Raw genomic sequence first — 20760 nt, 5'->3', positions numbered from 1 at the left:
AATCAAAGCTGATGAAAAGGAGAATTTTACATGTAAGTATTTGTCTATTAGCAATACTAATGGTGCTCATTAATAGCAAAACAACTGTTTTTGCTCAAGGTAGCCCCGCTCAACCACAGTTTAGCAATCCTATCTGGGCCACTGGAGGAGCGGATCCATGGATCTATCAAGAAGGTGGACTTTATTATTTTACTTATACCCAAGGAAGCAAAATAGTGATTTACAGAACAGGCGATATCACTCATCTGGGGGATGTCGTTTCTTCGCAGCCGTCTTATGCGACTGTTTATACACCGCCGTCAACTATGAAAAATATATGGGCGCCAGAACTGCATAAGATTAACGGCAAATGGTATGTTTACTTTGCCGCAGACGATGGAGATAATGCCAATCACCGCATGTACGTGATTGAAAACCCCGACAGCGATCCAACTTCAAAAAACTGGACCTTAAAAGGCCAGGTTGGAGACGCAACGGATAACTGGGCCATCGACGGTACGATTATGGAACTCAGTGGTCAACTCTATATGCTTTGGAGTGGATGGACCTCCACTTCCGAACATTTGCAGAGCATATACATTGCTAAGCTAAGTGACCCCTGGACCGTTTCTGGCAATCGTGTATTGATAAGCACACCACAATATGCCTGGGAAAAACACGGCTTATCACTTAATGAAGGGCCTGAAGTCCTGAAAAATGCTGCAGGCAATGTTTTTGTTACCTTCTCTGCCAGTTTGTATGCTACCGATAATTATTGTTTAGGATTATTAACCCTTACTCCAGGATCTGATCCCATGCTACCGGCTAGCTGGACAAAAAAATCCGAACCTGTTTTTACCAGAAATGATGCAGGGCAAGTTTACGGGCCGGGACACAATGGATTCTTTAAATCTCCAGATGGTACTGAGGATTGGATTGTTTATCATGCCAGAAATAAAGCCAATGGAGGCAGTGATAACCCTAGAAATGTGCGGATCCAGCCCTTTAGCTGGAAGGTAGATGGTAGTCCTGATTTTGGGACAGCAGTGGCAGTAGGACAGTTGCTGGATGCACCTTCCAGTAATTATAACCTACCAGCAGGAGCCTTCAGTACTATTTGGAAATCAGACATGGGGGATGCGAATGCAGCTAATATCTCCTTTGAAGCGACCGGTAGTAATTTTACCATTCATTGGCAATACCTGGATGTTCCGACTGTTAACGGTGATCAGATTGGTGTGAGCGGAACCAATAACCTTACTTTTCCTGTGGCAGGATCTTATTTGGTCTCCATCACATCTGGGACCGGCAGTTTTACAGCTTTTAAAGTTGGAACAGGTACGCCAAATAAGCTGCTGAGCATCGAGCAGTGGGGGAGTACAAGTTGGTCCACCTTCAATAATGCCTTTAAAGGGGCTTCCAATATGGAAATTCACGCACTCGATAAACCAGACCTTAGTAATTGTACGGATATGGCTGGCGCATTCTATGGATGCAGTTCCCTTACAGAAAATGCAGCAATGGGCGATTGGGATGTATCGGCTGTTACTACTTTAAGTAATACCTTTCGTAATGCTGCTGCATTTAATCAAAACCTCAATAATTGGGATGTTAGTAATGTAAATCGTGCTGATTTTACCTTTTATGGTTGCAAAACCTTCAATCAGCCAATGGATAAATGGGATGTATCTTCCGTTACCAATATGAGTAACTTATTTTTTGGTACAACAAAGTTCAATCAACCCATTGGTAATTGGGATGTATCCAAAGTGACAAATATTGGCCATATCGTTCAGAGTGCCCATGCCTTTAATCAGGATATCAGCGCATGGGACGTTTCTAGCGTTACCAATATGGCCTATATGTTCTATGATGCCAGTAGTTTCAATCAGGATATTTCTAATTGGGATGTGTCTCATGTAACCAATATGGTACGCTTATTAGAAAGAGCCTCTGCCTTCGACCAGAATCTGGGTAAATGGGATATAAGCAGTGTAGCCAAGGCAAAAAATGGAGATGGCTCTCTGGTAAATGCATTTACAAATTCAGGGATCAGTTGCAGTAATTACAGTTTGATTCTGAAAGGTTGGGATGAAAATCCAACGACCCCATCAGGTCTCACGCTTACAGCTACAGGACTCACCTATGACGATAATTATGCCACTGGCTATCATGATGACTTGGTCAATAATAAGGGCTGGGTAATAACAGGAGATGCGGTTGGCAATTGCACGGTCGATGAATCTTCTGTACCGGTAACCCTGGCAGATTTTAGCGGTACCCTCACCCGTGGTCAGGCAAAGTTGCACTGGCAGACAGGGGTAGAAGTAAACGTTGATCATTTTGAGCTGGAAGCCATTTATAATGCAAACGGTAAGGATCCTCAAGGTAGCTTTGTTAGCCTTGGCAGTCTACAACCTAAAGGAGGCGGAAGTACTTATCAAATGTCTGTTACCCAAACTGCGGAAAATGCTTATTACAGGCTTAAGATTGTGGATCAGGACGGAGCCATTTCTTATAGCCATAACCTGGTACAGTTAAAACAAAATATAGATAGCCCACTTAAATTGTATCCCAATCCAGCGACCAATCAAATAACCGTACAGGTGAATAGAGCCAGTGAACTTAGGATTTATTCCACAGGCGGCGTATTGGTCAAAAGAGTTATGCTGCAAAAAGGAGCTAATACGATAGCAATTAGTGAGCTGAGTGTGGGCGTTTATTTTGCAAAAGTAAATGGACAGCAAGTAAAACTGATAAAAAAATAAAAAGTATATGGATAATTAGGTTTTAGGCTACTTTCCTTACAAGCTCAAGTTGAATTCTTATATTTCTGTTTGAAGGAAAAAATACGCCAAAGGAAAGTAGCTTTACACATACGGTATGGGTTAGATTGATGATACGTAAAAGGACAATGCCAATTTACAGCTAAATTATATGTGATGGAAGGAGGTGGGTGATTGGGCCTAGCTTTTGATGTGTTCTGGTAGAGCGATATAGCTTTGTAATCTCTATATATTGAAGCGATTTTTGCAAGTTTGTTGGTCAAAGAAATGCCATGGTTGCTATTGACGTAAACAGTTATCGATGCTCATTTCAATTTGCCCAATACCTTTTTCGCTTGCAATATATAAAGCTATTTGGATAATTTGACGATACAATATGGCCCTATGAGAAAATGGTTGTTTAGAATATATTATTACTCCGTTGGTAAATTTTTTAGAATAAATGAAAAAAATCATTCAATCAAGTTTTTTGCTTTTCATTCTGGGTTTTTCTTATATATACTGCAATGGACAAGGAAATACAGACTATCTAAGTGTGTTTCCATATGGAGAATCCCCAACGCAGATCGGTAAACGTATTGCCGATCATTTTGTTGGAACACTCAATAGATTTATAGGGGAAAATCAAAAACCTAATTATATTCACTACCCAGTCACTTGCGCGTGGTCTGGCGCTTTGGAGTTTGCGAGACTTACCAATGATAAAGCGCTTCAGCAAGATCTTCTGGATGCCTATCTGCCATTGGAAGGAGAGAGGAAAAGTATGGTCCCCATTGGTGATCATGTAGATTTTGCTGTATTTGGCATTGTGCCTTTTGCATTATACAGGCAAACAAATGAAGAAAAATATCTGGATCTCGCAGTTGACTATGCTGATAAGCAATGGGGTGCGCCCTTTGGTAGATATGTAAACGCTAGTTCCTATTACTATTACAATAAAGGGCTCTCTTTTGAGACTAGAATGTGGATTGATGATATGTATATGATTACTGCCTTGCAGACCCAGGCATATATCACCACAGGTAATAAAGTATATCTGGACAGGGCCGCCAAAGAGATGGTTCATTATTTAGATTCACTGCAGCAGCCCAATGGCTTGTTCTTTCATGCCCTTGATGCGCCTTTTTATTGGGGAAGAGGGAATGGCTGGATGGCCGTTGGAATGACAGAAATCCTAAAGCTTTTACCGATAAGCCATCCAGATAGGGCTGCTATTTTTACTGCTTATCGAAAAATGATGGCTACATTATTGCAATATCAGGACGCAAATGGCGTATGGCATCAATTGATTGATGATCCAGATGCATGGGAGGAAACTTCCTGCACGGGCATGTTTGCTTATGCATTTATAACTGGAGTAAAAGAAGGGTGGCTGAATAATGGATCCTATGGGCCAGCTGCGAGAAAAGCGTGGTTAGGCCTTATATCTTTTATCAATAGTGATGATGACATTACGAATGTGTGTGAGGGAACCAATAAAAAAAATGATCGAGAATATTATCTTGAAAGGAAACAAAATACGGGTGATTTGCATGGTCAGGCACCCATACTTTGGTGTGCCAATGCGTTGCAGACGGCGCAAATGTCCTCAACGGAGATCTCAGTTGATGCCACCACGGGCGACTATACTATTACCTCCAATATAACTGGCTGGCATTTTTCGGGATCCATAGGGCAGGCGCTAACAGATATCACCACAACTAGCGGCAATGATGAGGTGGGAGACTACACCAAGACCAGCTTCAGCTGGGATGGCGGCAATAAAACCGGTTCCATCCGTTGGTACAAAAACAGTCCTGTTGTTATTTTTGATATCAGTCTTCCCAATGGCCAGAGTGGTGCACTTAAAGGTTTCCCAAACTTCACATCCATGCCCTCCGGCATGCATCCATTTAGTTATCATAATGATCATTTTTCCTGGCCCGAGTTCCAGCTAAATGAGACTTCTACACCTTGGCTTTTCTTTGATGATAATAAAAACGCTTGTATTATATCGCCTGCATCACACTTTATGGTTGCTAAGATGGAAGGAGACGGCACTCGTAAAATTACCAGTACACTTAATGAAGCCATTACCAGTTATCCAGCAGGATTTTCCTATTCCACCATTATGGTCATGGATAACGGGATAAGAGAAAGCTGGGATAGTTGGGGCGCCGCCCTTAGGAACCTATATGACCGATCCTTTCCGGATAAAGATCAGGATCCGCTACTTAAATATTACGGTTATTGGACTGATAATGGGGCAGATTATTATTACAACTACGATACCAACCTGGGCTATGAGCAGACACTGCTTAACCTAAAAAAATATTATGATGATAACGTTATCCCCATCGGTTATATGCAACTAGACAGCTGGTGGTATGAAAAAAGTAATTATAGCGCCACAGGCGTAAAAGGTCCCGGTTATAAAAACTCAAAACTACCTACGGGGGCCTGGAACCTGTATGGCGGTCTGATGGATTACGTGGCAGACCCATTTGTATTCCCGGATGAGCTAAAAGGCTTCCAGGGGAAACTAGGTGTGCCGCTGGCTACCCATAACCGTTGGGTAGATCCCAGAAGCCCTTATAACGAGCAGTATCAAGTATCAGGTATTATGTCCCTGATCCTGCCTTCTGGCAAGACATCATGAGCTACCTTAAAGCCGCAAATGTCAGCTGCTATGAGCAAGACTGGCTGGATTATATCTACCGCGGTTCCCCTGAGATGCAAAACACCCTCACCGTAGCAGACGCCTTTACGGACAATATGGCCAGCCAGGCAGCCAGCCGAGGCATCAACCTTCAATATTGCATGGCCATGCCCCGTTATTTTCTCCAGGGATTAAAATACAATAACCTCACCACTATCCGTACCAGTGACGACCGTTTTAAAAACAATAAATGGTTTAAGTTTCTGTTTACCTCCCAGCTAGCCTATGAGACAGGCACCATGCCCTGGAGCGATGTCTTCAAGAGCACAGAAATGGGCAATATGGTATTTTCCGTACTCTCTGCCGGGCCGGTAGGCACGGGAGATGCTATTGGAAAGGAAAACAAAGGTAATATCTTAATGGCTGCCAGAAAGGACGGTCAGATTGTGCGCCCAGATGTACCCATCCTACCTTTGGATCAAAGCTACCTGTCTATGGCGGCAGGAGACAGTAAACCGGTGCTAGGTTATACCTATACCCACACTGCAACAGGCAATATCACAACCGATTACCTGTATGCATTTTGCGATGATACGCATACAGTCCGTGATTTTTCCTTTAAACCCACTGAGCTGGGGCAATAGGAGAAGTAGCTATTTACAACCCCATCGCCAAAACAGTCAAAGTACAGGCCGCAACCACTGCTTTTACCGATCAGGTATCCACGGATAACTTTAATTATTATATTATAGCCCCCGTGACCAGTTCCGGCATTGCCTTTTTGGGTGATGCTGGCAAGATCGCTGCTACTGGTGCGAAAAGAATCCTTGCTATCCAGCCCATGGGCAAAGAGCTGCAGGTGACCGTCCAGTTTGCTCCCGGTGAATCCTCTGTTGTACTACAAGGATATTGCCCTCAGTTTGTCAGAGCCGATAAAGGAGATGTGCAAATGGATGCAGCCACCCATGTGTTCAGTGTACAGTTGGATAAACCAACAGACAGTGACCAGGCGACAATTACCTTTACCCCTACAAAAGTAGCAGAGGTGCCCCCGGGCGCATTTGCCACCACCTGGAAAACAGACAATGCGGGCGGCACAGCGACCGATATTGAGTTCAAGGCTACAGGCAGTAATTTTAGCATTCACTGGGAGGACCTGTTTGATCCATCCAGCACAGGGGGGCCACAGGTGTAAGTGGCAATAATACCGTCAACTTTCCCAAGGCCAGCACCTATTTAGTATCCATCACACCTGGCAGTGGCAGTTTTACCGCATTTCAAATAGGAACGGCTACGCCCAAAAAACTACTGAGCGTCGAGCAGTGGGGTAGTATCCCATGGACCAGCTTTGCTAGCGCTTTTAGTGGCGCCAGCAATCTAACACTCAATGCAGTGGATACCCCTCATCTGGCCCTGGTAACCAAAATGTCCGGTGCCTTTAGAAGTTGCAGTGGTATTACAACCAATCCGGCCATGAACGAGTGGCATACCGGCCATGTGGTAGATATGAGCAATATCTTTCGCGATGATCTAGCTTTTAATCAAAACCTCAATAACTGGGATGTAAGCAGTGTTACACGACTTGATTTTGCTTTTTACGGTTGCAAAACCTTCAATCAGCCAATGGATAAATGGGATGTATCTTCCGTTACCAATATGAGTAACTTATTTTTTGGTACAACAAAGTTCAATCAACCCATTGGTAATTGGGATGTATCCAAAGTGACAAATATTGGCCATATCGTTCAGAGTGCCCATGCCTTTAATCAGGATATCAGCGCATGGGACGTGTCTAGCGTTACCAATATGGCCTATATGTTCTATGATGCCAGTAGTTTCAATCAGGATATTTCTAATTGGGATGTGTCTCATGTAACCAATATGGTACGCTTATTAGAAAGAGCCTCTGCCTTCGATCAGAATCTGGGTAAATGGGATATAAGCAGTGTAGCCAAGGCAAAAAATGGAGATGGCTCTCTGGTAAATGCATTTACAAATTCAGGGATCAGTTGCAGTAATTACAGTTTGATTCTGAAAGGTTGGGATGAAAATCCAACGACCCCATCAGGTCTCACGCTTACAGCTACAGGACTCACCTATGACGATAATTATGCCACTGGCTATCATGATGACTTGGTCAATAATAAGGGCTGGGTAATAACAGGAGATGCGGTTGGTAATTGCACGGTCGATGAATCTTCTGTACCGGTAACCCTGGCAGATTTTAGCGGTACCCTCACCCGTGGTCAGGCAAAGTTGCACTGGCAGACAGGGGTAGAAGTAAACGTTGATCATTTTGAGCTGGAAGCCATTTATAATGCAAACGGTAAGGATCCTCAAGGTAGCTTTGTTAGCCTTGGCAGTCTACAACCTAAAGGAGGCGGAAGTACTTATCAAATGTCTGTTACCCAAACTGCGGAAAATGCTTATTACAGGCTTAAGATTGTGGATCAGGACGGAGCCATTTCTTATAGCCATAACCTGGTACAGTTAAAACAAAATATAGATAGCCCACTTAAATTGTATCCCAATCCAGCGACCAATCAAATAACCGTACAGGTGAATAGAGCCAGTGAACTTAGGATTTATTCCACAGGCGGCGTATTGGTCAAAAGAGTTATGCTGCAAAAAGGAGCTAATACGATAGCAATTAGTGAGCTGAGTGTGGGCGTTTATTTTGCAAAAGTAAATGGACAGCAAGTAAAACTGATAAAAAAATAGACAGTATATGGAAATACAGGATTTAGACTTTTTCTTTGAATCCGAATCTTACCAATGTTAGATTGTGATCATTGGAAGAATGCTATAAGACGATGTCTCTATGAAATTGGGCGATCCGAATGCATTTAAAATAATGCAGGAATCTTAAATTTAGCTTCCATATAACTAATACTCAGTTATTGCTACGATCCTGGTTTTGGGATTATTTAAGACCCAAATTGGTACGATTCGTCAAAAGGATGAATAATAAATTTAGAGAAGATGTCTTTACTTCGCATAGGCAGTTGAGCTAGGTAGTATTAACTAGTATTATATACCATTGTAAGACGCAGCAGCTATTTACGGAAGCAATAGCTTAAAATACAATTTTTAATATTTGAAAAAACTAAAAACTAAAGATCTATAATGAAATTAAATCCCCTAATTAAAATTAGTAAATATTTTTCCTTTGTAGCGATATCGCTTTTGGGCCTGTTTGGCAGTGCGGTTCCATGCACTGCCCAAGATGTAAGTGTGTCTGCTGTCGTGCATAGTGTAGCGGAAAATATCATTAGAAATACGTCTTTTAATTTTGTTGATCCTAAAACAAAGACCGTGTATCAAAGCTTAGATGATGTCCCAGCTGGTGTAAGCGTCAAAGCAAAGTCTTTGTACAATAAATGGGAATATGCAAATGGCGTAATGATGTTTGGGATGCTTGAAGCAGCAAAACAGTTTAAGGAAAAGTCTTACGCTGATTATGTATATAAAAATTTTGATTTTATATTCAAGAACCTGGCAATACTTCAGAAAAAATATGCTGGCGAAAAACGTTTGCCTGAATGGAGTAGGCTGGTCGGCATGGGCTCTTTAGATGATTGTGGTGCGCTGGCAGCTGCTTTATCTGACGTTAATGAAGTTCAGCATAACCAAAGGTATGAGACCTATCTTAAAAAAGCGGCTAATTATATTATGCATAAGCAAGTAAGACTCAGCGATGGCACACTTTGCAGGAGCTTTCCACGCAAAATGACTATTTGGGCCGATGACCTCTATATGAGTGTCCCTTTTTTGGCCAGAATGGGTAGGGTTACCGGAGATCGCAAATATTTTGACGATGCAATTTTACAAGTAAGGAATTTCAATAAACACCTGTATGATTCTACAGATGGCTTGTATTACCACTGTTGGTTTAGTGATGTTGCCCAAAATGGTGTGGCCCATTGGTTGCGCTGCAATGGATGGCTGGCAGTGGCACAAGTTGAGTTAATTAAAAACTTACCGAAAGATCATCCAGCCCGCAAAGAACTGATCGGATATTTGCTACATCAGATTATTGGCATATCCAGATATCAAGACCAAAGCGGTCTTTGGCATCAGTTAATAGACAAGCCGGATTCCTATCTGGAGTCTTCTGGAACTGCTATGTTTGTTTACGCCATTGCCAAAGCAGTCAATGAAAAATGGATTCCCGCATCCTACAAATCGATTGCTATTCAGGGTTGGAAAGGTTTAACTAGACAGGTTAGACCAGATGGTAAAATTGAAAATGTCTGTATAGGTACAGGTATTGAAGATGATATTGCATTTTATTATAACAGGCCAAATGTTACAAATGATTTTCATGTCTTGGGGCCTGTTTTATTAGCGGCCACAGAAATGGCCAAACTTCAACGTTAAACCAAAGGCTGATATTGATAAATATATTCGATTTTACGCATACAATAAAAATTTGATTTTGATGAAAACCTGTTGGCTAAGGGCCATTATTGGAAGAATAATGGCCTACCAACTTGATTTTAGTAAGCCAAGCTTCTGCACCTGCATAAACAATCTTTAACCAAAATTATAAAATAATGCGCATGAAGATAAGTTTTTGGCGACCTGTTTGCTACCTTTTAATGACCAGCTGTCTAATTACGAGTTGTAAAAAGAGTGAAATTGTGGATAATAATGGCGATGGTAGCAATGGACCACCACCACCGCCCATTTCGGTTCCTTTTAAAATTACCCCAATTGACAGACTTAACCAAGGTGCAGAACCCGTCAATTCACATTCAACTGTTACTTCTCGAAGCTCACTTGAATTGAATTTTAGAAGTTATGTTAATCTGGGAAAGGATGAACTTGGCGTTTCAAAGCCCAATTACCCGCGCATTAAAAAGTTAAGCAATGGCCATTATATTTTGTTTTACCACAATAATCAAATTGGTGCAAGCTGCGATTATGCCACCAGTGAAGATTTGAAGACATGGACCCATAAAGGCAAAATTTTTAAGAATTATAGTATCGTTGATAGCAAGGGAGAAAATAACGAAAGACGTTATTCTAATTGCAATGCCATTGTCCTTAAAAATGGGGATATCATAGCGGTAGCCTCTTATCGGGCAAACATAGGTTACCGGGAGAAACCATTGGATGCAGGCATTGAAATGAGACGAAGTAAAGATAATGGCAATAGCTGGGGTGACCCCATAGAAATATACCAGGGCGTTAATTGGGAACCTTTCCTTTTAGAAAGGGCATCTGGTGAGATCCAATGTTATTTTACCGACAGTGATAGTACGCTTAATGAATCAGCCTATACAGGTACCGCAATGATTACATCAAGTGATGGTGGTAATAGCTGGACGCCGTCTTTTGGCTCGTCTCCATACTTTGTTATACGCACCAAACATGAAAAAGACGGGTACATTTATTTTACGGATCAAATGCCTGCGGTTATTGAACTGAACAAAAATAAAGAGCTTGCCGCCGCACTAGAAGCAAATGTTGGTAGTTATTATATTTCGTTTGCTTATTCAGGAGCGGATGGAGCGTGGACGCATCTTAGTCCCGACCAGGAAGGGCCAGAAGATAGAAATGATAATTCATTTCCTGGGAGTGGCCCTTATTTGGTTCAATTTCCATCTGGAGAAACGGTATTGTCTTATAATTACACTTCAACGTTTTACATGAAAATGGGAGACACCAGTGCGCACAATTTTGGGCAGCCTTATGCACCTTTTTCCGGCAAGGGTTTTTGGGGAACCATGGAAAGAATAGACAGCCATCAACTCATAGGGGCAATGCCCAATACCACTCAGGGCGAAGTTATGCTTTCTAAATTTGTATTGAACCACCGTATTACTGCTACTAATAGAAATGTGCAGGTGGATGGCAATAATGCTGAATGGGAAAATACAGACCAGGCATTATTTGTTGGGGCTTTATCTCAGGCGCAGGCAACCTTAAGGTCATCTTTTAACAGCGATAGTGTTTATTTTCTTGTGGAAGTGTTGGATGACTTTATCGATGAAGATGACGAAGCTACCATTTATTTGAGCACTAATTCAAATTCTGAAAAGTTGGAACCTAATGAAGGATACCGTTTAAAAGTGTCTTATGATGGATTAAAAAGCTGCGAAGTTTACAATAACAGTGGTTGGTCCAATACAAATTTGCATATTGATGCCAGAGCAGCCTACAAAGGTACGATCTCTGATATGAGTGACCAGGATGAGGGTTATTTTGTAGAGCTCGCCATTGCCCGCTCTAAATTGAACATAAAACCTGGTGCACCTGTGTTGGTTAATTTCTCCATTAAAGATGTGGGCCAAAAAGAAGACGGCGTTGCAGACCCGACCAATACCACAACAAAAAAATGGGTACCCTTATCAGGTTGGTGAAGATGATAAATTATGCCTACCTACGAAAATTTTCTACTTTATTGATAATTAATAGATTGCAAGGGGTGGCCGTTTTAAACCTAGATTCCCCTTGCATTCTACTGATTAAGCCCGTGGCAAGGACTTATAATACTGTGTTGGGGACATTTTGAAATATTTTTGAAAATTCCTTGTAAAAATGCTTTGTGAACTATAGCCGACCTTTTGGGATATTTCGTATATAGCGTATTCATTTTCAGCGATTAAGCCAGCGGCCATTTTTAACCTTGTTATATCAATTAGCTCTTTAGGAGAGAGTGAGGAGATTGATTTTACTTTACGATACAAGGTAGTTCGACTCATAAACATATGCTCAGCCAGCGTATCAATATCAATGTTTGGGTTTTTGATATTATCCTTAATATATTTATCCAATTTTTTAAGAAAGACCTCGTCGGTTTTTGAGTGGGCCATGACACGGACATCCTCAAAAGGGGAACTTGAAAAATGCTCTTTTATTTTGCTTCTATTTTTAAGCAAATTGGTAATCTGTACTTGCAATAGCTCCGAAGAAAAAGGCTTTTGGATATAAGCATCTGCACCAACTTCCAAGCCTTCAATATGGGAGCTATAAGTGTTTTTTGAAGTTAATAATATGATGGGAATATGACAATATTCAACATTGGATTTAATCAACTTACACAGTTCAAGGCCATCTATTCCAGGCATCATTATATCGGATACAATAAGATGTATAATTTCTTTGTCTAAAATGTTTTGGGCTACCTCAGCGTTTAATGCCAGGTGTAGATTATAGTAGTCTCCAAGAATTACGGATAGAAAATCCAGCATATCACTATTGTCATCAATTAGTAGAATCGTTTCCATGAGATTAGTTTATTTTTTTCCAGTTACTTAATTGAAATTCAAATTTTTGATGAATGGGCAGTTTGAGTTCAAAAATAACCTTTCCAGGTTTACCAGAAACCAGTCGTAGGGATCCATTATGTAATTCGGTAAGAGAATGTGCCAGAGATAATCCAATGCCCGTTCCCGGCTTGTTGGATCCTTTAACCCTAAAAAAGGGCTCGAATATTTTTTGATGAAATTCTTCGCCGATCCCATTACCATCATTTAGAAACTGAATAGTAAAATGATCATCATTTGGGCCAGCAACATATAATTGAATGGTCGCCATGGTTGAACCGTACTTAATTGCATTGGCAATTAAGTTACTGCATATTTTAATAAACGCCTCCCTATCCACAAAGGCCATCTGTGAACTTTCAGGATCAATCAATTCTAGGCGAATATTATTGTTTAAAGCTTCTTGCTTAAAACGAGCCACCTGCTCGGATAATAATGCAAAAATGTCCGTATTAACGTAATTCAGGCTAAATTGTTCGGTCTCTGTTTTTCTAAAATCCAGCAATTGACTGGTCAGTTCTATTAACCGATTTGCGTTGCGCGCTGCAATGGAAAGGCTCTTTTTTACATTTTCTCTATTGTCGAACTGGCCTTTTAACCACTCGATAGGACCCGCAATCAAGGTTAGAGGCGTTCTGATTTCATGGGCAATATGAGTAAAAAACTCAATTTTGGCCTGATATATCTCTTTTTCCTGCTCATGTTTGAATAATTGTAATTTACGCTGATTCTGCTTATTCACTCGCTTTAATTTCATCCGAATCAACCAATAAGTGCCACCCGCTATTAAGAAAAAATAAAACAGATAGGCCAAATTGGTTTTCCAAAAAGGAGGGATGATTTTAATAAATAGTTTTTTTTGCTCTCCATGCCAGCTTCCGGTACTACTCTCGGCCTGAAGTATAAACTCATAATTTCCTGGAGCAAGGTCGGTAAAATAAGCTTGTCTATTTGAATTGAGATAGGTCCAGGGCCCAGCGAGTCCCTTCATCCTGTATTTATATTTTACGGCTTCTGGTGAGGCGTAATCCAGAGCAACGAATTCAATACTGAAATTATTTTGTTTGTGTGTAAGTTCAATTGTATCCGTATACAAAATTGATTTGACAAGTGGACTATTTTTACCTCCGGGCTGTATTTCTTTATTATTTATTTGAAAACCAGTTATATAAGTTGCCGGAGCGGCTTCTTTTGCTTCAAATGAACGTGGATCAAATTCAATCATTCCTTTGACTGTCCCAAAATACATATGACCATCAATTCCCTTATAGGCGGAACTGTGATTAAACTGATTGGTGGTCAGTCCATTTGATTTTGTATAGGCAGTTGCTTTTTCTGTGCGTAGATCAAAGCTGATGAGGCCTTTAAGGGTGCTGACCCATAGATGTTTGTTATTGTCTTCCAGTATGCAATAAACAACATTGCTAAGAAGTCCATTTTTTGTCGTGAACCTTTTCATCTTTTTCCTATCCTTGCTTAATCTTATCAGGCCACCACCAACTGTTGCGAACCAAAGCGATTGGTCACTTGCCTCCAAAATATCTAATACGGTATATTCATTTACCCTTTTATTATTTACTGTTTCTCCAAAATGAATATTACCATGCGCTCCAGTTCTGGGGTTATAATAAAAAGCACCTCTGGAGACACTTCCTGTCCAAATGTTACCAGTATGATCTTCTACTATCGCTAATACATAAGAATTGAATGGTATTTGTTTAATTCGTTTAAATGTTGAAAATGTGTCATTATAGAGATATAATCCTGAGTTTGCAAAAGAGGTCCCTACGAGTATTGTACTATCTTTAGTTAGATAAAAACGATTAATGAAATTACTGGCCTTTTCTGACTTTTCACCTATGACCTTAGTTTTTTTTATAATATGTCCAGTTGTCATATCCATGATTTCCATGCCATGATATAAAGGGCCAATGTATAATTTGTTTTTAAACGCTAGTAAACCGTGGATATTAGGGTAGGACAGTTCCCCCTTTTTTTAGTCGCGGCATAATGTGTGAATTTGTTTGTTTTAGGATTAAATTTATTGATGCCAGCATCCTCCGTACCAATCCATAAGTTGCCCTCCTTGTCTGGTGTTATTTGCCCAATGGCATCTCCTGAAATAGAATTGGCATTCGGGATTGGATAATATTTTTTAAAACGTGCATTTTTCTTTGAATAATATTGTAATCCACCGAAATAGGTGCCGACCCACATACCTTCCTGTCTGTCTTGGCATAGGGCGTAAACAGCATTGTCAGTAATAGAATATGGATCACCTGCTCTTTTTTTAGATGTATACTTTTATTTGTTGATAAGTCATAAATGTAAATCCCCGATTCAGTGGCCACCCAAAATTTATTTGAATCTCCTGCCGTAATATCGCGGATGTAAATGGAATTATTTTCTGGGCTTTCAAGTGGCAGGCTGCTTATAATACCACTATTTCCATTATAGAGTTTTAGCCCCCTACTAAAACAACCAATTAGAACCAGCGAGTCATTAATGGGATAGATTTTGCTTATTGAACGTTGATCTAAAGGAGCCTCATTTGAAACAATACGCACACTTTTTAGCTTCTTTTCTTGAGTATTATAAAGGCCTACTGTTCCATTATCCTTACCAATCCATAAATTCTTATGATAACCTTTTGATATATAAGAAGCTTGAATATTGGTTTTTTCTACCTGATTTTTCTGCTGGTTATATTTGTATAAGGAATGGTTAGATACAAACCAAAGATTATTATAATTATCAATTACAAGGTGGTTGACATAGCCACGCGGTTTTATTTGAACGTCAGTCAGCCGGCCTTTGTAAGGGTCTAACTCAAATATACCTTTTGCTGTACCAATCCAAATCATTCCATTTTTATCTTCTGCGAGTGCAGTAATGATATTATCACTGATACTTTCAAATTGGTTGTTTTTATTTAAGAAGGTTTTAAAATTAGTGCCATCAAATCTGTTTAACCCACCACGCGTTCCGATCCACATAAAACCTCGACTATCTTGCATTATACAGGACACTGCATTGTATACCAATCCGTTATCTACCTGGTAATGCCTAAAATAGTATTGTCCATGGCAAATTAAAGCCACGAATTGAAATGCGAAAGTAAAAACCAAGGACTGACAGATCGTCTTCATAATGCTTACCGGCAAATATATTATGCTACTCTATTTATAAAGTTTCTGATTTATTGAGACTTAATTGTTTTAACTAATTTATGGAACGATTCGACAAAAAGATGAACAGTATTTATGCCCTACTTTTATTTTCTTCGTATTGTTAAAAGTTGCAGAATAAAAATAGCTTAAAATTTTGTATTGACGTTTTATTTGTTAAGCCTTTTTGATTTTTTTCTGTTTTGAAAAGTTTTGCAACCCCTACCACAGGGTTTTAATCTCTAACTGGAATAAATTAATAAAAAATCGTTGTATAAAATGAATAAATGGAATCTGAATGTCAAGACCCCAAATAAGACCGGATGCGAAAGTATAGCTGTAAGTCTAAAGTTGGTCACCGCTTTTTTGATTGTGTGTATTATACTTGGACCGGTTATGGGGATAGCCCGGCAATCATCCAAAGCCGTGGCAGAAATTACCGTTACAGGAACAGTCAAAAGTGAGCAGGGCTTGCCACTCAGTGGTGCAAGCGTAAAGTTGGTCGGTCATACCAGTGGCACCAGTACAGATAGCCAGGGACATTTTTCCATTTCAGTACCCAATAAGGGAGGACGATTAGTCATATCCTATGTAGGTTATGAAGATTATTATGTAAATGTAACAAAAAGCAATGCAAATCATTTAGATATAACGCTAAAATTAAAAAGCGAGCAGGCAGATTCTGTTGTCGTAATTGGATACGGGACCATGAAAAAGAAGGATCTTACTGGTGCCATAACCTCTATAAGACCCGATAAAATAGCAGAAGATAATCCCAAAACAGTGCAGGACATCTTAAGAGGAACAGCTGGCGTAACGGTAGGCCTGGACGGATCGGCCAAAAGCGGTGGCACTATCCGAATTAGAGGACAAAGATCTGTTTATAGTGCAGGTGGACATAATGATCCATTGCTGATTCTGGATGGCGTAATTTTTTATGGAGAGCTCTCTGAGATCAATCCAGACGATATTGCCCAAATTGATATTTTAAAAGACGCGTCTGCAGCCGCTATATATGGCGCAAAATCTGCAAATGGCGTGATTATTATTTCTACAAAAAAAGGCAAAATGGGCAAGCCTAGAATCAATATGACTTCCAATATAGGTTTGACTACAATGGGGGCTAACCGGCGGGTCTTTAGTCCGGAAGGCTATTTAAAATACAGGCAAGACTGGTATACAGAAGCCTCTTATGGCGTAAATAAGACAACTGGCAAATACGAACCATATCAAGGGGAAGTGGCTGCCGGGAAACAGGGATATTATGAATTACCTACATCTTCAATGCTGGATCATTACGGTATTACCATAGATCAGTGGAGAGACTATACCACCAATGCGGATGATGCCTCTGATAATGAGATTTGGGCAAGAAGACTCATGATGCGTGGAACGACCCTGACAAATTATCTAAAAGGGAAGTCATTTGATTGGTATGATCATAGTTTTCGTGAGGGTGTAAATCAGGATCATAATTTAAGTGTATCTGGTGCAAGCCAGCGAATGAGCTATTATTTATCCGTTGGTTACCTTTCAAATCAAGGTGTTGTACAGGGAGACAACTACAGAGCCATACGCTCCAATTTAAAAGTAGATGGAAAGATTACTAACTGGTTAGATATCAGCGCCAATATTAATTTCCAGGACCGCTCAGATGGTAATATTGCGGTTGATTGGGGCAAACAGATTACAACAAACAGCCCTTTTGCAGACTATAAAGATGATGATGGCAATTTAGTGGTGCATCCAATGGGCGATGAAATCACCGCAAACAAGGGCTATAATTTTGATTTTGATAAACAGTATATGTCCCTTGAAAGAGGCTATACGGTGATTAACTCAATTTTTACCGCAAAAGTAAAATTACCTTTTAATATTACCTATTCATTTAATGTCGCACCCAGATATCAATGGTATTATAACCATTATTTTACCTCAAGTGAGCATCCAGACTGGATTGCGACTACCCATGGAGCAGACAGAGGTAATGGCAAGCGATTTGATTGGACACTGAATAATACGATCAATTGGTCAAAAGCTTTTGCAGAAAAGCACCAGGTAAAATTGACTTTGGTGCAGGAAGCAGAGGAAAGAAAATCCTGGTTCGACGAAATTAAAGCGCGTAATATATTACCCAGCGATGCCTTAGGATTTCATGAGACAGCAAATGGAGATCCATTATACAGCAGTTTTAGTACCACAGATTCCCATGAAACGGCAGATGCCTTGTTGGCACGCCTATTTTATTCCTATGATAACCGGTATATGCTGACCTCCTCAGTACGTAGAGACGGCTATTCAGCCTTTGGAACCTCCAATCCAAGAGCCACCTTTTATTCTATAGCACTCGCTTGGACTTTTACCAATGAAAAATTCTTTCATTGGACGCCACTAAATAGCGGTAAACTCCGTGTGTCTTATGGTCAAAATGGGAATAGGTCACTTGCGGATCCCTATATTGCCTTGGCTAATTTAGCCAATGGGACTGGAACACAGGGGTATGTGGATCCCAGCGGTAATTATATCCAGTATTACTATTTGAGAATAGACAGAATGGCCAATCCCAATCTTCAATGGGAGAAAACAACGGCCTATAATGTAGGCTTAGGACGTGTAAATAAATAAAGGTTACTTTTAATTAGAATAATTGTAGTATATTTGAATAAATTTCAAATATATGCTTAAGGACAAGATCTCGAAAATGCTCCCACATCTGAATGAGAAACAGAAACGGATCTATTTGGCTCTTGAAGCAGAAGATTTAGGTCATGGTGGTGTAAAGAAAGTTTCTGAAGCCTCTTCTGTTTCGAGAAAAACGATAATAAATGGCAAAAAAGAAATTGCAGAATCTGAGGCTAATATTGAAGATGAAGTTAATCAAGAGTCCGAAGTCGATATATTCCGGATTAGAAAACCAGGCGGTGGTCGCAAAAGTCTTAATGAAATCGATCCGGGACTATTTAGTGCACTTGAAACTATGTTAGAACCTGTAACAAGAGGTCATCCAGAAAGTGTTTTAAAGTGGACTTGCTTAAGTACTCGTAGTTTATCAGAAGCACTGAAAAAAAAGGGATACTCTGTTAGTCATACAAAGGTGGGAGAAATGCTAAAAGAAGCTGGATTTAGCCTTCAGGCAAACTCAAAGACACTTGAAGGTGGAAATCATCCAGATCGCAATGAACAATTTATGTACATAAATACAAAAACGGAGAAGTATATAAAAAGTGGATGCCCTGCAATATCAGTAGATACAAAGAAAAAGGAACTGGTAGGGGAATACAAGAATGGAGGCAAAGAGCTAAGGCCAAAAAAGAATCCTCGACCAGTCAAAGTACATGATTTCGGTAATACAAAGGCTGCCCCATATGGTATTTATGATATAGGTAATAACCAGGGATTTGTAAATGTTGGAACATCTTGTGACACGTCAGAATTCGCTGTATTTAGCATAGAACAGTGGTGGAAAAAGATGGGGAAAAAGCAGTTTCCAAACGCTACAAAAATCCTTATAACAGCAGATGGAGGTGGGTCAAATAGTCATAGGAACAAGCTTTGGAAAACTGAGCTTCAACGCCTAGCAAATAAAATAAAGCTGGAAATAACTGTTTGCCATTTCCCTCCTGGAACAAGCAAATGGAACAAAATCGAGCATAAATTATTTTGCCACATATCCATGAACTGGAAAGGAAGACCATTGGAGGATTATGAAACAGTAGTTCAGCTAATTAGTGCAGTCAAAACAAAAGGTGGATTAAAAGTCAAAGCAATTTTAGATCTTAATGAATATGAAAAGGGAATAACAATCTCAGATGAAGAGCTTAATAAAGTAAAAATTAAACGTCACCGTTTCCACCCTGAGTGGAACTATACCATTTCGCCAAATAAGTAACCTTTATTATTTTACAGCTCCTTAGATTTGAGTTTTTTAAATAATCGGATAACAACTACCATGGATTATTATATAATGCCGACCCATGATATGATTATGAGCCAATCCTTACCGGACTTTTCCGGATTTGGTAGCATAACCACCAATTTAGGTGAAGTGGAAAATAAAGGTTTTGAGATTTCCATTAATACCAAGAATATCGCCAACCAAAATTTTACATGGAACACCACTTTTGGCTATTCAAAATATAAAAACACCATCAAGCATCTTTATTACACTTTTGTCGATCAATTAGATGCGAAGGGTAATCTTATTTCCTCCAAAGAAGCCGATGATGTATCCAATGGTTGGTTTATCGGACAACCCATCAGTGCCATATGGAATTATAAGGTAACAGGTATCTGGCAGGTAAATGAGATCGAAGAAGCCGCAAAATATGGCCAAAGACCGGGCGATCCTAAAGTAGAAAATCTATACACAGCAGATGATATTCAAAACGCAGACGGCACGACTACGCCAGTTTACAATAACAAAGACAAAACCTTTTTAGGCCAGACAGCCCCTCCCATTATGTGGTCTTTGCGCAATGATTTTACCTATAAAAACTTTAATTTTTCTTTTAATATGTACTCCTATTGGGGGGCAAAGAGTATGAGTGGAAATTATCTAAATCAGAATAACTCCACTTCCGGCGTAACTTACAATACGAATACTTATGAGAGAGAATATTGGTCCCTGGATAATCCAAGTGATTTTTACGGCAGATTAGATTCTAAAGGACCTGCGGGAATAACCGCTCCCCAAAGAGTCTATGACAGGTCCTTTATTCGGTTGGACAATGTGACCTTGGGGTATTCCTTACCAAAGAAACTGATTAATGCCTGGAAGATGGAAAATCTTAAAGTTTATGCGACCGTGCGCAATGTTGCTGTTTGGAAAAAGGACAAAAACTGGCACTATTGGGATATTGAAACAGGAGGCATTGCTCCCAGAATATACACATTAGGCGTAAACGTGACTTTTTAAA

13 protein-coding genes and 1 pseudogene are annotated in these 20760 nt (G+C 40.0%); 10 read left to right on the top strand and 4 right to left on the bottom strand.

Annotation, left to right across the window (positions count from 1 at the left end):
• The first annotated feature begins 11 nt into the window (after window positions 1-11).
• From FSB73_RS00395 to FSB73_RS00365, 7 genes are all read left to right on the top strand, one after another.
• On the top strand, window positions 12-2747 hold the full coding sequence (locus FSB73_RS00395) for a BspA family leucine-rich repeat surface protein (protein WP_146779661.1): 2736 nt from the start codon (window positions 12-14) through the stop codon (window positions 2745-2747).
• A 460-nt stretch (window positions 2748-3207) separates the two neighbouring features.
• Window positions 3208-5403: a glycoside hydrolase family 88/105 protein gene (locus FSB73_RS00390; protein ID WP_146779660.1), complete on the top strand. Its 2196-nt coding sequence runs from the start codon at window positions 3208-3210 to the stop codon at window positions 5401-5403.
• Window positions 5400-6047 carry a hypothetical protein gene (locus FSB73_RS00385; RefSeq protein WP_146779659.1) on the top strand — a complete coding sequence of 216 codons (648 nt, stop codon included), beginning with the start codon at window positions 5400-5402 and terminating at the stop codon, window positions 6045-6047. The genes FSB73_RS00390 and FSB73_RS00385 overlap by 4 nt, the downstream gene beginning before the upstream one ends.
• Before the next feature lie 113 nt (window positions 6048-6160).
• Window positions 6161-6598, top strand: a complete 438-nt coding sequence (locus tag FSB73_RS00380) for a hypothetical protein (RefSeq protein WP_146779658.1) — start codon at window positions 6161-6163, stop codon at window positions 6596-6598.
• The gene (locus FSB73_RS00375) at window positions 6571-8124 is read left to right on the top strand and encodes a BspA family leucine-rich repeat surface protein (protein WP_317132889.1); all 1554 of its coding nucleotides are present in this window, start codon (window positions 6571-6573) and stop codon (window positions 8122-8124) included. Before FSB73_RS00380 ends, FSB73_RS00375 begins: the two co-directional genes overlap by 28 nt.
• 405 nt (window positions 8125-8529) lie before the next feature.
• Window positions 8530-9783 carry a glycoside hydrolase family 88/105 protein gene (locus FSB73_RS00370; RefSeq protein ID WP_146779656.1) on the top strand — a complete coding sequence of 418 codons (1254 nt, stop codon included), beginning with the start codon at window positions 8530-8532 and terminating at the stop codon, window positions 9781-9783.
• A gap of 182 nt (window positions 9784-9965) precedes the next feature.
• Window positions 9966-11771 (top strand): sugar-binding protein, encoded by a 1806-nt coding sequence (locus tag FSB73_RS00365; protein WP_158639354.1) that lies wholly within the window; start codon window positions 9966-9968, stop codon window positions 11769-11771.
• 105 nt (window positions 11772-11876) lie between these two features.
• Here FSB73_RS00365 and FSB73_RS00360 read toward each other — a convergent pair whose 3' ends face one another.
• From FSB73_RS00360 to FSB73_RS26070, 4 genes and pseudogenes are all read right to left on the bottom strand, one after another.
• Entirely contained in the window at window positions 11877-12638 is a 762-nt protein-coding gene (locus FSB73_RS00360) for a response regulator transcription factor (protein ID WP_146779654.1), read from the bottom strand.
• Window positions 12639-12642: 4 nt separating this feature from the next.
• Complete coding sequence (locus FSB73_RS00355) at window positions 12643-14589, bottom strand: sensor histidine kinase (protein ID WP_146779653.1); 1947 nt, start codon at window positions 14587-14589, stop codon at window positions 12643-12645.
• 41 nt (window positions 14590-14630) lie between these two features.
• Window positions 14631-14942 (bottom strand): two-component regulator propeller domain-containing protein, encoded by a 312-nt coding sequence (locus tag FSB73_RS23565; RefSeq protein ID WP_225974906.1) that lies wholly within the window; start codon window positions 14940-14942, stop codon window positions 14631-14633.
• A gap of 608 nt (window positions 14943-15550) precedes the next feature.
• Window positions 15551-15694, bottom strand: a pseudogene (locus tag FSB73_RS26070) (two-component regulator propeller domain-containing protein); the annotation flags it as partial.
• Window positions 15695-16123: 429 nt separating this feature from the next.
• Here FSB73_RS26070 and FSB73_RS00340 point away from each other — a divergent pair.
• Genes FSB73_RS00340 through FSB73_RS00330 form a run of 3 tightly spaced genes read left to right on the top strand, consistent with a single transcriptional unit; the run spans window position 16124 to window position 20759 of the window.
• Entirely contained in the window at window positions 16124-18469 is a 2346-nt protein-coding gene (locus FSB73_RS00340) for a SusC/RagA family TonB-linked outer membrane protein (RefSeq protein ID WP_225974327.1), read from the top strand.
• A 52-nt stretch (window positions 18470-18521) separates the two neighbouring features.
• Window positions 18522-19733 (top strand): ISAzo13 family transposase, encoded by a 1212-nt coding sequence (locus tag FSB73_RS00335; RefSeq protein WP_146779650.1) that lies wholly within the window; start codon window positions 18522-18524, stop codon window positions 19731-19733.
• Between the two features lie 60 nt (window positions 19734-19793).
• Window positions 19794-20759, top strand: a complete 966-nt coding sequence (locus tag FSB73_RS00330) for a SusC/RagA family TonB-linked outer membrane protein (protein WP_192904084.1) — start codon at window positions 19794-19796, stop codon at window positions 20757-20759.
• Window position 20760 lies beyond the last annotated feature (1 nt).

The sequence above is a fragment of the Arachidicoccus ginsenosidivorans genome (assembly GCF_007971385.1).
In the GTDB taxonomy this organism is placed as follows: Bacteria; Bacteroidota; Bacteroidia; order Chitinophagales; family Chitinophagaceae; genus Arachidicoccus; species Arachidicoccus ginsenosidivorans.
The sequence above is the reverse complement of the archived record's forward strand: the minus strand, read 5'-3'. Positions and strand labels throughout refer to the sequence as shown.

Excerpts from the sequence above, each read along its gene's own strand:
- FSB73_RS00395 (WP_146779661.1), top strand. The coding sequence starts at position 12 with ATGAAAAGGAGAATTTTACATGTAAGTATTTGTCTATTAGCAATACTA.
- FSB73_RS00390 (WP_146779660.1), top strand. The coding sequence starts at position 3,208 with ATGAAAAAAATCATTCAATCAAGTTTTTTGCTTTTCATTCTGGGTTTT.
- FSB73_RS00385 (WP_146779659.1), top strand. The coding sequence starts at position 5,400 with ATGAGCTACCTTAAAGCCGCAAATGTCAGCTGCTATGAGCAAGACTGG.
- FSB73_RS00370 (WP_146779656.1), top strand. The coding sequence starts at position 8,530 with ATGAAATTAAATCCCCTAATTAAAATTAGTAAATATTTTTCCTTTGTA.
- FSB73_RS00365 (WP_158639354.1), top strand. The coding sequence starts at position 9,966 with ATGAAGATAAGTTTTTGGCGACCTGTTTGCTACCTTTTAATGACCAGC.
- FSB73_RS00360 (WP_146779654.1), bottom strand. The coding sequence starts at position 12,638 with ATGGAAACGATTCTACTAATTGATGACAATAGTGATATGCTGGATTTT.
- FSB73_RS00355 (WP_146779653.1), bottom strand. The coding sequence starts at position 14,589 with ATGGAAATCATGGATATGACAACTGGACATATTATAAAAAAAACTAAG.
- FSB73_RS00340 (WP_225974327.1), top strand. The coding sequence starts at position 16,124 with ATGAATAAATGGAATCTGAATGTCAAGACCCCAAATAAGACCGGATGC.
- FSB73_RS00335 (WP_146779650.1), top strand. The coding sequence starts at position 18,522 with ATGCTTAAGGACAAGATCTCGAAAATGCTCCCACATCTGAATGAGAAA.
- FSB73_RS00330 (WP_192904084.1), top strand. The coding sequence starts at position 19,794 with ATGGATTATTATATAATGCCGACCCATGATATGATTATGAGCCAATCC.